Genomic DNA, 15,566 nt, shown 5'->3' with positions numbered 1-15,566 from the left:
TCCTACAACCATAGGGACAATATGAACATAGATTCCTACTCCAATATTCATCTTAGGCAGCCGGACTGTGTAGACAATTATGAATAGTCCAAGTACTGAAAAGAAAATCCCTGAAGATAGATCTTTTTTTATATCTGTCATTAGATCACCTCTTCTCCTTACTGTAAATTAACCGGCCACTCAGGTTTCTGACCAGACAAACATCTGTCAATTTCCATTACAGCATGCATAGCCATTCTATTCCGGCCTTCATGCGTTAAAGAAGCATTATGCGGAGTCAATAAAATGTTTTCCATTTTGAATAGCGGGTTATCTCTATCGGGCGGCTCCTTTCTAAACACATCTATAGCTGCACCTTTAATCAAATCTGTTTCTAGAGCTGTCAGTAAATCATCTTCTCTAACAACTTCACCACGTGAAGCGTTAATAAAAAATGATGTTGTTTTCATTAGTTCAAACTCACTTAGCGAAATGGAGTCAATCGTTTCTTTCGTTAAAGGACAGTGAACACTTACAAAGTCCGACTTTTTGAATACGTCATCCCGATTGCAGAGTTCTGAAATATAATCGGGAGCCTGGCTCAGATACGGATCGTGCCCAATAACTTTCATGCCAAAGCCGAGAGCTGCTTTTTTTGCAAGGTTACTTCCAATACGGCCAATCCCAATCACACCAAGTGTCTTACCTTCTAAATCGATATTATCCAGCTTATGACGAGCATCATAATTGCCCCGCCTCATTTCACGGTCGGCTTTCAGTGTATTTTTAGCTAAAGCAATCATCATCATGACAATATGTTCAGCTACTGTCCCGGTGTTTGCCAACGGAGTATTGGTTACAAGTATATTATGCTGAGCAGCTGATTCCAAATCAATGCAATCCATACCAACTCCATGCTTTGCAATAATTTTTAGTTGTGCCGCCTTCTTAATTACCTGCTCACTGATTGTTGCTGTTCTTGTCAGTACAGCGTCAAAGTCATGGATGATACTGGCTAAGTATTTTTCACTATCATCAGATGAAACTACTGTTTCATAACCTTTGTTACGTAAAAAATCTTTTGCTGCCATAGGAATATCCTGTGCTAGTAATACTTTCAACGTTTTCACTTCCGCTCTTTAGTATTATATTGTCTGCAGGCAGCTGCTGGATTTTCACCAAACCGGTGTGATCGCTTCTTTTCCTGAAAGTACTGAAATCATGTTTTCTACTGCCAGCTCCGTCATTTTTTCTCTTGTCTCAAGTGTCCCGCTACCCACATGAGGCGTCATAGTGACCAATGGAGACTTCATTAAACCGACTGATACTTTAGGCTCTTCTTCGAAAACATCTAAACCTGCTCCCGCTATGCGATTTTCATCAAGAGCCTTCGCTAACTCTGTCTCATTAACTAAAGGTCCTCTGGAAGTATTGATTAAAAATGCTGTTTTTTTCATTAAATCCAATTCATCTTTGTCTATCAAATAATGGGTTGCAGAATTATACGGCACATGCAATGAAACAAAGTCGGACTGCTTAAGGAGATCTTCCTTACTGACATAATGTAATTGGAGATCCTTTTCTGCTTCAATTCCAAGTCTTGTCCGGTTATAATAAAGAATTTTCATTCCAAATCCTGCGGCTCTTTCCGCAACGGCCTGTCCAATTCTTCCCATACCTAAGATTCCGATAGTTTTATTAGAAACTGCACTTCCTAAAAGTAAAGTGGGGGTCCAACCTATGAAATCCCCTTGTCTGATGAATCTGTCTCCATCGATTACCCGCCTGGATACAGCCAATAATAGAGTCCATGTCATATCAGCGGTTGCCTCTGTCAAAACATCAGGTGTATTCGTTACCATGACATTTCTCTTCTTTGCTTCTTGTATATCGATATTGTTAAATCCGACTGCATAATTAGCCACAACCTTAAGCTTGGTAGCGCTTTCAAGGAATTCCCGATCGATTTTATCACTCAATACTGAAATGATGCCGTCTTTATCTTGTATTTTTTCCAGAAGTTCCTTCCTTGATAAATCCCGATCTTCCATATTCATTTCTACTTCCGCAATCTCTTTTAATCGATCTACGGCATTTCCCGGAACATACCTTGTAATTAACACTTTAGGTTTTCGCAGCTCTTTCAACATTCACCATTCACCTTCTCTCTTGAACTTTTGACGAACATTCTCGCCAAATTTTTTAGCTCCTGCTTCCAACTGGTTTACAATATCCTCTTGTGTAAGACCCCAAGTATTCCAGCCTGAAGGGATTACAGTGTCGAGTTCATTATTATCCATAAATTGTGTACTTTCGAGTAATCGTGGCTCGTCTTCTTTAGGTATAACTAAAAAGCCATGTTTATCTGCATGTATCAATTGACCCGGCTTGACTTTACAGCCAAATACCTCAACCTCACAATTCCAGTCTATCGGGGTGACATGGGCATGACCTACACATAGTCTTTTTGAGAGTGCCTTGAAACCAAATTCGCCCATTTCGTCAATATCTCTTACGGCTCCGTCAACTATCGTCCCTACACACCCAAGAGACTTGTGAATGTTTGCATTTACTTCTCCCCAGAATGATCCTACGGGGTTGTGATCTTTATCTTGAGTCACTACTATTTTAGGACCTGGCATAGAAGCCATATATCTTCGGTACTCATTAACAGCTTTTGCCTTGTTTGCTTTATGACTCTCATTGCTCGGCTCTATTACTACTGTAACTGCGTAGCCGACCATGGGGCCAAGCTCCGGCATATGATCTTTGACATCCGTAATATTGGTACTGCCGATTGCTACATCATGGTCCGTAATTTGTTCCCAGCCATTATAGACAGCGGGTGTGTTAAACTTTCTCAGCTTCAGCAAATCGCTCTTCGAAAGCTCATAGTTATTTTTTGTCATTTAGGCCCTCCCAATGTTTTACTGTGTTTTTCAGCGTAGAAAAAATTAAAGAAGGAACTGTTACACCTATATACTCCGCACCAATTTCATAAGCATTAGTGATACTCTCTTCATCGGAAGCAAAAGTACCTACAATAATCCCCTTTTCTTTTCCTTTTCTGAATAACTCTTTCATCGTATTTTGAACTTCAGGATGATTTGCTCCTTCTTTTCTGTATCCCATGCTAACAGAAAGATCGGAAGTTCCTATAAATATAATATCGATACCAGGCACACTAATAATCTCATCAAAGTTATCTACTGCTTCCTGAGTTTCGATATGAATACTGACTAAAACATTTTCATCAGCCGCATCCAGATATTCAACTCCAGCATCTAAACCATAACGGGCCGGGCGAACTGAGAATGCAACGCCGCGCTGTCCATAAGGAGGAAACTTTGCTCTGGCTACAACAAATTCAGCATCTTCTTTCGTATTAATCATGGGAACCTGTACTCCTTTTGCTCCCCTGTCTAAGGCTCTTTGAACATCTGACACATCATAGGAAGTACGGACAATTGTCGTTAATCCAACGAGTTCAGCAGTTCTAATCATATTTTCAATTTCAGTAAAACTGAATGCACCATGCTCATTATCAATTAGGACAAAATCAAACCCTGCATGACCAATAAGTTCCACTACAAAAGGTGAATAAAAACTCACAAAAGCACCCATTGTCTTTTCACCGTTTTTCAACATTGTCTTAACTTTATTATCAAACATATATTTTCCTCCTCTAATTTATATTCATTTTTGAAACACCTATTTCCTTAATCCAAATTGAACACTGCCAACTTTAATTCAGTCATTTCTTCTGTTGCATACTTGATTCCTTCACGGCCTGTGCCACTGTCTTTCACACCGCCATACGGCATTTGATCAACTCTAAATGAAGGAATATCATTAATGATTACTCCGCCAACTTCAATCTCTTCAATTGCATGGAAAGCTTGTTCTATAGACTCTGTGTAGACACCTGCCTGAAGACCATAGGGTGAATCATTCACATAACGAATGGCTTCTTCAAAGTCATTGTATGGATTTATTAAAACAATCGGAGCAAAAGCTTCCTTACAGTTGATTGACAAATGCAGCGGTGCGTTCGCAATTATTGTAGGTTCAATAATAGATCCGTTTCGCTTTCCGCCACACAAGATTTCCGCTCCTGCATTTTCCGCTTCCTTAATCCATTCTTCTGCACGGATTGCCTCTTTTTCTAGGATCATTGCCGAAACATCTGTTGACTCTTCTGCGGGATCTCCAATCTTTAAGTCCATTGCAGTCCGGGTCATAATTTCAATGACTTGTTTATATAACTCTCTTCTTACAAAGATACGCTGAACCGATATACATACCTGGCCGGAGAAGGTAAAAGCACCTTCTACACAGCGCCTGGATACTTGCTCAATATCCTTTATACTGTCTATTATTACTGCCGAGTTGGATCCGAGCTCTAATGTAGTTTTTTTAAGACCTGACTTCGCTTTGATATCGAGTCCCACTTCCACGCTTCCTGTAAAAGTAATGAGCTTAATGTCAGAATGTGTAACAAGCACGTCCCCTATTTCTCCTCCTCTGCCGATTACTACTTGAAGAGCTCCTGCCGGAAGACCGGCCATTTCAAATATTTCAGCTGTTTTAATAGCACTCAGCGGAGTTTGTGAAGCGGGCTTCAGTACTACTGTATTACCGGCTGCAAAAGCAGGGCCTAATTTGTGTGCCACGAGATTAAACGGGAAGTTAAAAGGCGTAATAGCACCGATCACACCGAGCGGTTCACGTTTAGTAAAACCAAACTTTCCTTTACCGCCTTTGGCTGCATCCATTGGTATTGTTTCTCCCGTAAGCTTCTTCGCTTCTTCAGCAGCAAATTTATATGTTTCAATAGTTCTTAAAACTTCACCCCTGGCCGCTTTCAGCGGTTTGGCATTTTCTTTTGTCAAAATAAGTGCGCACTCTTCAAACTGTTTCTCAAATAATCGGGCCGCCTTTTCCAGAATATTAGATCTCTCCAAAGCTGTAAGTGCTTTCATTTTCCGTTGTGCTTCCTTCGCACTCTGAACCGCTTCTAACACATCTTCCTTTGTGGAAAATGGTATCTCTGCAACAACTTCGCCGCTGTAAGGCGACTTCAGTTTATAAGACGTCTTTCCCTCTTTCCATTGGCCATTGATAAACATTCTTTTTGAAAGTGTCATTTTGTTCTGGCACCCACCTTTCCCCGGTACGAATTTATATATATTTCTTTGATTGAATCCTCCGATAATTTGAATGGTGTATTTGCTAATAAACGTTCCACTTTGACGGCACTATTTGCCAATTCGGACAATGCACTTTCATCAATACCCAAGTCTTTCAGGTTAGTTGGAAGATCTAATACGTCCAGTAAATCAAACAAGTACTGAACAACAGCCTCCAATGCTTTCACAGGTTTCTGTGTAAAATCACCTAATTGTAAGAAGGAAGCAACATCGACCATTTCATTCGTACATGTTGTACCGATTTTTTCGAAAACATATGGCATGAGTAATGCATTAGCAACGCCATGCTCAATATGATATTTCCCGCCCAGCGGATAAGCCAGAGCATGAACTGCGCCCACACCTGCATTTGCAAGTGAAACTCCGGCCAGTGCACTTACCCACCCCATGCCGGTGCGCGCTTCCAGGTCAGAGCCGTTGTGTACTGCACGGGTGATATAATGAGGAAATAAGCGCATTGCTTTTTCTGCGAATATTTTGGTCAGTGGTGTAGCTCTTACAGAGATATAAGATTCAATGGCATGGGTGAATGCATCTACTCCAGAAGATGCGGAAACACGGGGCGGACATGACATGGTCAATTCGGGATCTACAATCGCAAGATCCGGCAGTAAGGCTGGACTAACAATTCCCCGTTTTAATTCTTGTTCCTCATCTCCAAAAATTGCATTCATAGTCACTTCAGATCCTGTGCCCGATGTTGTCGGTAATAATATGCACGGTGTTTTCCTAGATCCGATTTGCTGATTTCCGCTTAGAAATGGCTGTTTATCTTCTATTAACAGTAAAGCTGCCGCAGTTTTTGCAACATCCAGGGCACTCCCGCCACCGATTCCAATAACTAAATCGCAATTCTTTTCCCGAAGTATATTTGCAACATTTTCAACCAGCTTGAACGTTGGCTCTCCTGAAATATCAGTAAAAGTGAAAATCGGTGTTTCCGCAGATGCCAATACTTCTTTTAACTTATCAACTAAGCCGGCTTGGGCTACCCCTTTATCACTGACAATTGCAATCTTCTTTGGCGAATAAACTTTAATGTCTTCTACAAGATTCTTATGTGCCCCGGCACCGAATTTAAAATTGCCCGGCATTCTAAAATCAGGAATTAATTGTGTTGTGTTTTTTATAGTCAATTACATCATCCGCCTAACTTTATTTTATTGTAGGAATACGTATTCTTAAGCAGGTAAATGATGGTACGGCCTTCACCATACCGTCCACCCTCCATCAACTACCAGAGTGTGGCCTGTTACCATGTCTGATGCTCCGGAAGACAGGTACAGAATTGCACCAAACAGATCATCAGATTTAGCTAAACGCCCCATAGGTATACGATTCAACACTTCCTCCTTAAACTGTACATCTTCAAACATCTTTTTTGTCATTGGAGTTTCAATAAATGTAGGTGCCACTGCATTTACATTTATCTGATCAGGAGCCCATTCTATTGCAAGTGCTTTCATCATTTGTGTGACAGCACCTTTACTTGCACAATATACTGCACGATCATAGTAGCCTACGAATGCCATCTGAGAAGTAATATTGACTATTTTGCCAGATTTCCTGGTTTTCATATGTTTGCCGATTTCCTTAGTAATAAAAAACAAACTCTTTACATTTAAATCATTTACTGTATCCCAATCTTGCTCTGTCACTTCAATTGCGGGTTTGGGTATATTTGTTCCTGCATTATTTATCAAGATATCTATAGAGCCGTATTCTTTAATGATTTGATCTACAATCGCCGATATGCCGGATGTTTCCACTAAGTCAGCTGCAATAGGCAATGCCCGCCTGCCTTTTGCTTTTATTTCATTTGATAATGCCTGCAACTCGTTTTCGTTCCTTGCAATAATTGCTACATCTGCTCCGGCATCTGCTAGAAGCAAAGAAATTTCTTTTCCTATTCCTTTACTTGCACCAGTTATGACCGCAGTTTTCCCACTCAGACTAAATAGATTTTGTATAGAAACCAAGGTACTATTACCTCCTTCTGAAAAAATTATTGTATCGACTTTGTTGTAGAGCGTATGATCAGTTCAGGTTCCAGAATAATTTGAAAAGGCAATTCATCTTCTTTGCTATTTATGATATTCAACAGTTTTTCAAGAGCAATCTCTGCCATTTCCTGTTTGTTCTGCGAGATAGTTGTCAGATTTATATGCGGATTTGATGCGATATCGATATTGTCAAAACCTACCACAGAAAAGTCTGTCGGAACTCTCAAGCCCATTTCAGCTAAAATATCAATGACAGTAATGGCAATTTGATCTGATGCAGCATATAAACTTGTTGGCCGATTTTTTAAGGAAAGTACTTTTTTTAAAAAAACTTTTATTTTCTCGCTGTCTACCTGTCCACTGTAAACAATCATTGGATCGATCGTTAAGTTGAGTTCTGCAAGCGCTTTCTTGTAGCCGTTGTAACGCTGATGAAAAGTCGAGAAACTTAAAGATCCTGAAATGTAAGCAATTCGCCTGTGACCCAGGTCATTCAGATGCTGAACTGCCAGCTGAGAACCCTTTTCATTATCAGTTACCACATAAGGAGTACCTTTATCATCAGTATGTCTATTAAACAAAACGATCGGAAATTCTTTTTTCGCCAAGTCAGTGGTAACTGTATCCCTTCTGTCTACAGAAGCAACTAAAATACCATCCACTCTCCTGCCAACCATATTACGCAATGCCAGTTCTAAGTTTTCCAGACGATAATCCGTATCAGATATAATTACGTCAATTTCCTGTTCTCTTGCATCTGTAATCACTACTTTTGCCGTTTCAGAGAAAAATGGATTCGAGATGTCCCCTACGATTAGTCCGATTGTCTTCGTTTTCTTAGTAACCAGGCTTCTGGCAACCAAATCCGGGTAAAATTCTAATTCCTTTATTGCATCCAAAACTTTTTCACGGGTTTCTTTACTGATTGTAGGATAATTATTCAATACCTTTGAAACAGTAGATTGCGAAACTCCAGCTTTTTTTGCAATATCAATCACTGTTACTTTCATAATTAATCAACTTCTCTCAGTATTCTTTCATATGTGAATTTATTTAAGAATACGTATTCTTACCGATAAATAGAATTCTATACGCATTTATTAATATTGTCAATACTAATTATTAATGTTTTCTAAATAATTAGATTACTATTTCAGAATATTTATTAGCTGACCAATTTCTGCGCACACATCTAGAAAACAAATTATAAGAGATACTATATATCCGTAAAAGCTTCATTTCTATTGAATTATCGATGATTGGCTTACAGGAATATATATATAATTCGACCATGTTGCAGATACAACTGTGCGACAAATAGACGAACAGAAATTTAAACAAAATAAAATTCATGCCATTGATAAATCACTATTATTATTTTCTTCAAAGCGTTTTGTGTATTTCAATTTTACATAATCAATTCTATATAAAGAATTTATGACTACGAAGTTTCTTAAAACGAATGATAGTCTCTTACCAATTGACTTTTCAGAGGAAAAATCAACTTAAAAGAAATTGAATCAACCATCATTACATCTTACAATTGATCTAACAGAAAGGTCGTGAAGAAATGCTGAAGATTGGTTCAATCATTCTGCGCGAGCGAAAGCAGCTTCAGGTTACACAGGAAGCGCTGGCTTCTTATTGCCAAGTATCAAAGGCCTCCGTTTCCAAATGGGAAAAGTCGCAAAGTTATCCTGATATTACGTTACTTCCGAAAATTGCTTCGTATTTTGATTTGACGGTCGATGAACTGCTGGGTTATGAGCGGCAGCTGTCGAAAGAAGATATTCAGAAACGCTATTCGGGATTTGCGGAACGGTTCGGCAAAGAGCCGTTTGAAGAGTTGTTTGAGGAAATTGAAGAACAAGTGAAAGAGTATTATCATGATCCTGCATTCTTATTGCAAATAAGCATCTTACTGCTGAATCATCATATGCTCAGCACAGACGCGCCGGCAGTTCTGGAAAAGACCAACCAATTGCTTGTGCGGATCACCCAATTAAGTGACGATGTCTGGGTGTTGCGACAGGCGAATTCATTACGGGCGACAACAGCACTCATGCAGGCGGATCCTGAGACAACCCTGCGGCTGCTTGGCGGTGTCATCAAACCCTCTCTCGGCGATGAAATTATACTGGCGACAGCGTATGAACAAATGGGTGACAAAGAAGAAGCCAGACGTGTGATTCAGGTTATGATGTACCAGAATGTCATTTATCTCGTCGGCAGCAGTCCACTGTATTTACGCCTGACTTCTTATAAATCACAGGCCTTCAATGAAACGATTGAGCGTATGAATGACTTAATCGAATTATATGCTCTTAAAAAATTACATCCGAATATGTGTCTGCAATTTTATTATGGCGTCGCCCAGTGTGCCGCCATCAATGGCGACAGTGAATTGCTGTATACCTATTTGACAAAGTATGTAGACGTCTGCACGATTGATCTGCTGTCTTTTTCCTTGAGAGGCGATGAGTACTTTGATCTGCTGGAAGAGTGGCTCGAACAGCTGGACTTAGGAACGAATGCACCGCGTAATATTGAAATCATTAAGAAGTCCATTATTGATTCAATGAATGCGCCGTTTTTTGAACCGTTCAAAGAGGACAAAGTGATGCTGGAATTGCGTGACCGTCTTCGCTGGGGATTGGAGGAAAAACAATGAATACAGACTGGAATTTATTGATAGAATATCTGCCGTTTTTAATTCCTTTGATCCTGCTGCAGATCGGCCTGGTGATTTTTTCAGCAATTCATGTAATCAGACATCCTCATTATCGATTTGGAAACCAAGTGATGTGGCTGCTGATTGTACTGTTGCTCCAGTTCATCGGCCCGCTGATTTATTTTGTATTTGGAAGAGGTGATGGTGATGGTCGTACAAATTGAAGGTGTAACAAAGCGGTTCGGGAGCCGCACAGTATTACAGAATATTGATCTGGATATCCCATCGAACTCCGTTTATGGATTTGTCGGAGCAAACGGTGCCGGCAAGACTACGCTGATGAAGTGTATGCTCGGTCTGCTGCCGCTGAACAGCGGAACGATTACGGTGGCAGGAGAACGGGTGACATTCGGAGAGACTCCGTCCAATCAATATATTGGCTACTTACCGGATGTTCCGGAATTCTATCCGTTCTACACTGCGCATCAGTATCTTGAGCTTTGCGCAGTTATTACCGGCATGCCCGAGAAAGATAAGAAGCCGCGTATCGAGGAGCTGCTGACTTTAGTTGGTTTGGCAGATACCTCCTCTTCAATCAGCACGTATTCCAGAGGCATGAAACAGCGGCTCGGCATAGCCCAGGCCCTGCTTAACCGGCCAAAGCTGCTGATTTGCGATGAACCGACGTCCGCCTTGGATCCGGCGGGTCGTGCACAAATACTGGCTATTCTTCAGAAAGCGAAAGAAGAAACAACCGTTTTCTTTTCTACCCATATTATTTCCGACGCAGAGCAGATTTGTGATCATGTCGCGATGCTGCATGAAGGGAAAATTATTTTTCGAGATGACCTGCGAACACTGCAGCGGCAATTTCAGGATCAATTTGTCTTTCGCTTTACGATTGCTGCACAACAGGCGAAAAACCAATTGCAGCACACTGCATTTCAAATGGAATGCCGTGATAATGAACTGATTGTCCGTCTTTCGGATGACGCTTCACGGCTTGCCTTCATGACTGAACTGACGAAGCAGGGCATCATTTTGGAATCCATGCATCCGCAGACCAGACAGCTCGAACAGCTTGTACTGGAGGTACTCGAATGAATCAATGGATAGGTTTTTTTAAGAAAGAATGGTTTGAAAGTGTGAAAACCTATAAACTGCTGCTTGTGCTGTGTATCTTTGGGTTTCTCGGTGTGCTGAATCCTTTCACCGCTAAAATTACGCCCGTCCTGATGGAAAATCTCATGCCTGAAGGAACTGTCATTAACCTGCCCGATCCTTCCGCGCTCGATTCCTGGCTGCAGTTTTACAAAAATGTCCCTCAGCTCGGGCTAGTCGTGTTCATCTTGCTGTTCAGCACAATGATGTCAAAAGAGCTTGAAAAAGGAACGCTGATCATCCTGCTGACAAAAGGATTGCGCAGGAGCACCGTCATCACGGTGAAATTTTGTCTGGCTCTTTGTTATTGGACACTCGCACTGACTGCCGCCTTCCTCATAACGTATGCGTACACAGCTTTTTATTGGGATCAGAGCAATCTGCATCATCTTCTTTTTGCGGCGAGCTGCCTGTATGTATTCGGTATACTGCTGCTGGCTGTCACACTGTGGGGCAACACGTTTTTCGCATCGTCATACGGCGGCATCTTAGTTACATTCATTACGATCATCGCTTTATTCACCGCCTCTATTTTTCCGGTGGATGTTTCATGGAATCCGCTTGAATTATTTACTGTGCCCGCAAAATTATTGACCGGTGAAACGGCTCCGGCAGATATCTGGCTTCCGTATATTCTTTCCATCGGAGTTGCAGGATGTTTTCTGTGGCTGACTGTGTCCCACTTCAAGAAAAAGCTTCTATAATTGTTCGTCTAAAATCAAAATGAAACCGTTGACATTGATAATAAATTATTGTAAATTACTAAAGGGCGAACAATCCCAATGATTTTATATGAAAATATTCGTTAATAGAGGTGGAACTAATGGATACAGTATTTGATTACGAAGATATACAGCTGGTCCCTGCAAAATGCATCGTGGAAAGCCGTTCTGAATGTGATACATCAGTTATGCTGGGCGGACATACTTTCCGTCTGCCGGTCGTGCCTGCTAATATGCAGACGATTATTGATGAAAAGATCGCGATCCAACTGGCAGAGGAAGGCTATTTCTATATAATGCACCGCTTCAATCCGGAAAAGCGCGTGGATTTCATTAAGGATATGCATAATCGCGGGTTGATTGCTTCTATTAGTGTCGGTGTGAAGGAAGAGGAGTATGGATTTGTCGAGCAGCTGGCGATTGACGCGCTCGTTCCTGAATTCATCACGATTGATATTGCACATGGCCATTCCAATCAAGTCATTCGCATGATCCAGCACATCAAAAAGCACTTGCCGATGAGCTTTGTCATCGCAGGAAATGTCGGAACTCCCGAAGCCGTGCGCGAACTTGAAAACGCAGGCGCTGGCGCAACAAAGGTCGGCATCGGACCCGGGAAAGTATGTATTACGAAATTGAAAACCGGCTTTGGCACGGGCGGCTGGCAGTTGGCTGCGGTTCGTTTATGTGCAAAAGCAGCTTCCAAGCCAATCATTGCAGACGGCGGAATCCGCACACATGGTGATATTGCCAAGTCTGTGCGTTTCGGAGCCAGCATGGTCATGGTCGGTTCCCTGTTTGCAGGCCACGAAGAATCACCGGGCCAGACAGTAGAACAGGACGGCCAGAAGTATAAAGAGTACTTCGGCTCTGCTTCTGAGTTCCAAAAAGGCGAGAAAAAGAACGTCGAAGGTAAGAAGATGTTCGTGGAATATAAAGGACCATTAAAAGATACATTGATCGAAATGGAACAGGATCTGCAGTCCGCTATTTCGTATTCAGGCGGTAAAACGCTGAGCTCAATCCGCAACGTAGATTATGTTATCGTGAAGAACTCCATCTTCAACGGAGATAAAGTATTTTAAACAGACTACATCAGGGCTATCCGAAAAGTCATCTTCATCTGACTTTGGGATAGCCCTTTTTTGCAGCTAAACAGGGTTTGGTGCGGTGAACAATGAGATTGGCTCGGTCATTAGTCGGTTTCGTGCGTTTCAACAAGATAAATGCGCGGTCTTCATACCTTTTAGTTCGGTTCTGATAGTTTTTAGCGCGGTTCGGAGCTACTTTGGTGTGTTGCTGCTGTATAGCAGGACGATTCAGTTGAGTTTACTCTCCCCTGTTCGTAGAATGACAGAAGCAGGTAAAAGGAGTGATTTCATTGAGTAATCAAAAAGAACAAATTAAACAGCAGGTGCTTGACGCATTCCGTTTCAGACATGCGACAAAACTTTACGACGAAACAAAACTGATTTCAGATGAAGACTTCGAATATATTCTGGAAGCTGGCAGACTGTCCCCCAGTTCACTCGGCTCGGAACCGTGGAAATTCCTGGTCGTGCAAGACCCGGCGATGCGCGATAAACTCATGCCGGTGTGCCCGGGTGCAGTGGAGAAACTGAGAACCGCCAGCCACTTTGTCATCCTGCTCTCCCGTAAAGGTTTGCGCTATGACTCTGAATACTTACGCAGTCAAATGAAAGATATCCAGCAAATGCCCGAAGAGGTTATTGAAACGGTTACAGGACACTATCAGAATTTCCAGGAGTTGCATCATCTTTTGGAAAATGAACGTACGCTGGCCGATTGGTCTTCCAAACAGACCTATATTGCACTCGGCAACATGCTGACGGCAGCTGCACTGATCAGCATTGATTCAACACCTATGGAGGGTTTCAACGCAGACGAACTGGAAAAACTGCTTGCGGCGGAAGGTTTGCTCGGGGACGGAGAATTCAGACCTGCCGTGCTGGCGGCGTTCGGGTACAGAAAAGACGAGCCCGGACGTCCGAAAATGCGCCGTTCTTTGGAGGAAGTTGTTACATTTGTTTAAATGGATTTCCAATTCATGAATAGTTTACCGATTTATCTTACAATGATATATTTAAGTTCTCGTTACTCTGCGTTTTTTCGATCCGACGAGGAGGGACCCTTATGTTAAAAAGAGAGTATGGCTACCAGGAAAATGCTGCAGAATTTATCATTTATCATAATAATAGGTTCGATATTTCTTTTACTTCATGTCACCGGACTGGCAAGAAGATTTCCTAAAGAGATGTTGGATGCATTCCAGTTGGCGGGCATCCTAATTGCTTCATTGTTAAAGGTAAACAGTGAAATGTATAACATTGTCCTCCTATAAGTGAAATTTTTGAGGATGAAAGATGAGGTTGTAAAGTAAACAGGTCCATTTCCGTTACGGGTATTCTATAATCGGGCCATTAAATGGCATACGGCTTATTGTACCAGGGTAGTCTTAGTATAATAAGAAATAAAGGAGGCATAATCGTTTGAAAAAAATACTCCTGCTTTTTTCTATACTAAGTATTTTGTTAGTTAGTTCAGGTTGCGTAAATAAAATGATAGGGCAAAAAATAAATGTGCAGAATCGAACAGGAGAAGAAAATACTTTTGAAGAGTTTAGAGAAATTACTAAACGAAAACAGGTTAATAAAGCAATAGATATAGTGAAAAATGCTGATTGGGAAAATGCAGTGGTAACCATGGAGCGTTATGCTGACTACCAATTTCAATTTCCATTTAAAAATGACAGTGAAGACAAAATCGCATCTTATTTATTATGGATTAGCCCAAATGATGAAAATCTAGAGATAGTTACTGATAGTGATAGATATGTAAAATTAACAAAGCACGACTCAGCAGACCTATACAAAATTTTAACAGGAGATGAATTAATAAAGTGACTTTCAAGAATCGGACGCGATTGCCGTAAAAGCAATTTGCGTCCGCTCTGCAATAGGGACATTTTCTAAATGTAAAACGTAACATTTCTCCTAAGATAATCGTCTGAGTTTTAAAGGAGAGATACGATTATGAGAAAAATATTTATTTTACTCTTTTGTATGGTTATTTCTGGTCTACTGTTTGCCTGCGGTTCTGAAAACATGGAGAAAGATGTCAAAGCAACTTTTGTAGGAATTATTGAGGAAATCCATAGTAGTGGAACTGCTTACGTTTCTGTAATTGAAGTGAACGATAATAAAATTTCAGGAACTGTTGATATCAATATCCTTGCGAATGCAGAAGAAACGTTTCAAGTGGGTGATAAGGTTAGAGTCGGATATGATGGCACAACCATGGAAGTAGCACCAGTTAGAATTTCTACAATCACTTTAGAAAAAGTGAAGTAATTTCAGGCGTTTTACAATCGGGCGCTTTAACTGAATAAAGAAGCGCCCTGAATTTCATTATCGGGCCATTTTGTTGCATAAGAGCGGGGGAGATTAAAATGACGACAAAGAAGATACTCGCGATGTTTATTTGGATGGTTCTCGTTCTTTATTTGCCTAATGTAATTGGTATAGAAAAAAGTTTTTATTTTTATCTGATAGTTTTCCTCATAGCTTTAATAGGGATATCAGTAATCGAATACCTTTTCAAGAAAAAATTAATTAAAAGTAAGGATTTGCATAAAGAAAGATAGCCTTGTTAGACACTTGATTATTAAAATCGGCAGTAATTTATTCAAGAAAAGGGCACAATTCTATAATAAGGATTTATGTCCGTTCATTAATGGGGCCAGATTGTTCAAGGTAGATGAGGGGGATAGACATTGAATAAAGTAGTAAAAGGATTACTG

16 protein-coding genes are annotated in these 15,566 nt (G+C 40.9%); 8 read left to right on the top strand and 8 right to left on the bottom strand.

Translation table 11 applies throughout. The annotated features are described in order from the left end of the window. Nucleotides 1-158: 158 nt before the first annotated feature. The 8 genes from GDZ68_RS17760 to GDZ68_RS17725 all read right to left on the bottom strand — a co-directional run bounded on the left by GDZ68_RS17760 (nucleotide 159) and on the right by GDZ68_RS17725 (nucleotide 8,202). On the bottom strand, nucleotides 159-1,100 hold the full coding sequence (locus GDZ68_RS17760; RefSeq protein ID WP_228551169.1) for a hydroxyacid dehydrogenase: 942 nt from the start codon (nucleotides 1,098-1,100) through the stop codon (nucleotides 159-161). Nucleotides 1,101-1,154: 54 nt separating this feature from the next. Then, on the bottom strand, nucleotides 1,155-2,129 hold the full coding sequence (locus GDZ68_RS17755; protein ID WP_153723657.1) for a 2-hydroxyacid dehydrogenase: 975 nt from the start codon (nucleotides 2,127-2,129) through the stop codon (nucleotides 1,155-1,157). Then, nucleotides 2,130-2,888, bottom strand: coding sequence for an RraA family protein (locus GDZ68_RS17750; protein WP_153723656.1), 759 nt, complete (start codon nucleotides 2,886-2,888; stop codon nucleotides 2,130-2,132). It abuts the gene before it with no gap. Continuing rightward, complete coding sequence (locus tag GDZ68_RS17745; RefSeq protein ID WP_153723655.1) at nucleotides 2,875-3,651, bottom strand: HpcH/HpaI aldolase family protein; 777 nt, start codon at nucleotides 3,649-3,651, stop codon at nucleotides 2,875-2,877. Before GDZ68_RS17745 ends, GDZ68_RS17750 begins: the two co-directional genes overlap by 14 nt. Nucleotides 3,652-3,698: 47 nt before the next feature. Next, nucleotides 3,699-5,126: an aldehyde dehydrogenase family protein gene (locus tag GDZ68_RS17740; RefSeq protein WP_153723654.1), complete on the bottom strand. Its 1,428-nt coding sequence runs from the start codon at nucleotides 5,124-5,126 to the stop codon at nucleotides 3,699-3,701. After that, nucleotides 5,123-6,325: an iron-containing alcohol dehydrogenase gene (locus tag GDZ68_RS17735; RefSeq protein WP_228551168.1), complete on the bottom strand. Its 1,203-nt coding sequence runs from the start codon at nucleotides 6,323-6,325 to the stop codon at nucleotides 5,123-5,125. Before GDZ68_RS17735 ends, GDZ68_RS17740 begins: the two co-directional genes overlap by 4 nt. A 72-nt stretch (nucleotides 6,326-6,397) precedes the next feature. Then, on the bottom strand, nucleotides 6,398-7,168 hold the full coding sequence (locus GDZ68_RS17730) for an SDR family NAD(P)-dependent oxidoreductase (RefSeq protein ID WP_194841231.1): 771 nt from the start codon (nucleotides 7,166-7,168) through the stop codon (nucleotides 6,398-6,400). Between the two features lie 26 nt (nucleotides 7,169-7,194). Continuing rightward, the gene (locus GDZ68_RS17725; RefSeq protein ID WP_153723653.1) at nucleotides 7,195-8,202 is read right to left on the bottom strand and encodes a LacI family DNA-binding transcriptional regulator; all 1,008 of its coding nucleotides are present in this window, start codon (nucleotides 8,200-8,202) and stop codon (nucleotides 7,195-7,197) included. A gap of 560 nt (nucleotides 8,203-8,762) precedes the next feature. Here GDZ68_RS17725 and GDZ68_RS17720 point away from each other — a divergent pair. The 8 genes from GDZ68_RS17720 to GDZ68_RS17685 all read left to right on the top strand — a co-directional run bounded on the left by GDZ68_RS17720 (nucleotide 8,763) and on the right by GDZ68_RS17685 (nucleotide 15,117). Continuing rightward, nucleotides 8,763-9,863 carry a helix-turn-helix domain-containing protein gene (locus tag GDZ68_RS17720; RefSeq protein WP_153723652.1) on the top strand — a complete coding sequence of 367 codons (1,101 nt, stop codon included), beginning with the start codon at nucleotides 8,763-8,765 and terminating at the stop codon, nucleotides 9,861-9,863. Continuing rightward, complete coding sequence (locus GDZ68_RS17715; RefSeq protein ID WP_153723651.1) at nucleotides 9,860-10,087, top strand: PLDc N-terminal domain-containing protein; 228 nt, start codon at nucleotides 9,860-9,862, stop codon at nucleotides 10,085-10,087. Before GDZ68_RS17720 ends, GDZ68_RS17715 begins: the two co-directional genes overlap by 4 nt. Next, the gene (locus GDZ68_RS17710) at nucleotides 10,071-10,967 is read left to right on the top strand and encodes an ABC transporter ATP-binding protein (protein WP_153723650.1); all 897 of its coding nucleotides are present in this window, start codon (nucleotides 10,071-10,073) and stop codon (nucleotides 10,965-10,967) included. The genes GDZ68_RS17715 and GDZ68_RS17710 overlap by 17 nt, the downstream gene beginning before the upstream one ends. After that, nucleotides 10,964-11,728 carry an ABC transporter permease gene (locus GDZ68_RS17705; protein WP_153723649.1) on the top strand — a complete coding sequence of 255 codons (765 nt, stop codon included), beginning with the start codon at nucleotides 10,964-10,966 and terminating at the stop codon, nucleotides 11,726-11,728. The genes GDZ68_RS17710 and GDZ68_RS17705 overlap by 4 nt, the downstream gene beginning before the upstream one ends. A 119-nt stretch (nucleotides 11,729-11,847) precedes the next feature. After that, a complete protein-coding gene (gene guaC / locus GDZ68_RS17700) occupies nucleotides 11,848-12,831 on the top strand; it encodes a GMP reductase (protein ID WP_153723648.1) in 984 nt (327 codons plus the stop codon). Nucleotides 12,832-13,127: 296 nt separating this feature from the next. Then, entirely contained in the window at nucleotides 13,128-13,799 is a 672-nt protein-coding gene (locus tag GDZ68_RS17695; RefSeq protein WP_153723647.1) for an NAD(P)H-dependent oxidoreductase, read from the top strand. A gap of 457 nt (nucleotides 13,800-14,256) precedes the next feature. Then, on the top strand, nucleotides 14,257-14,670 hold the full coding sequence (locus GDZ68_RS17690) for a hypothetical protein (RefSeq protein WP_153723646.1): 414 nt from the start codon (nucleotides 14,257-14,259) through the stop codon (nucleotides 14,668-14,670). 129 nt (nucleotides 14,671-14,799) lie between these two features. Then, nucleotides 14,800-15,117, top strand: coding sequence for a hypothetical protein (locus GDZ68_RS17685; RefSeq protein WP_153723645.1), 318 nt, complete (start codon nucleotides 14,800-14,802; stop codon nucleotides 15,115-15,117). The last annotated feature ends 449 nt before the right edge of the window (nucleotides 15,118-15,566 follow it).

Source organism: Sporosarcina cascadiensis (genome assembly GCF_009650995.1).
In the GTDB taxonomy this organism is placed as follows: Bacteria; Bacillota; Bacilli; order Bacillales_A; family Planococcaceae; genus Sporosarcina; species Sporosarcina cascadiensis.
This window is presented reverse-complemented; position numbering and strand designations above follow the sequence as displayed.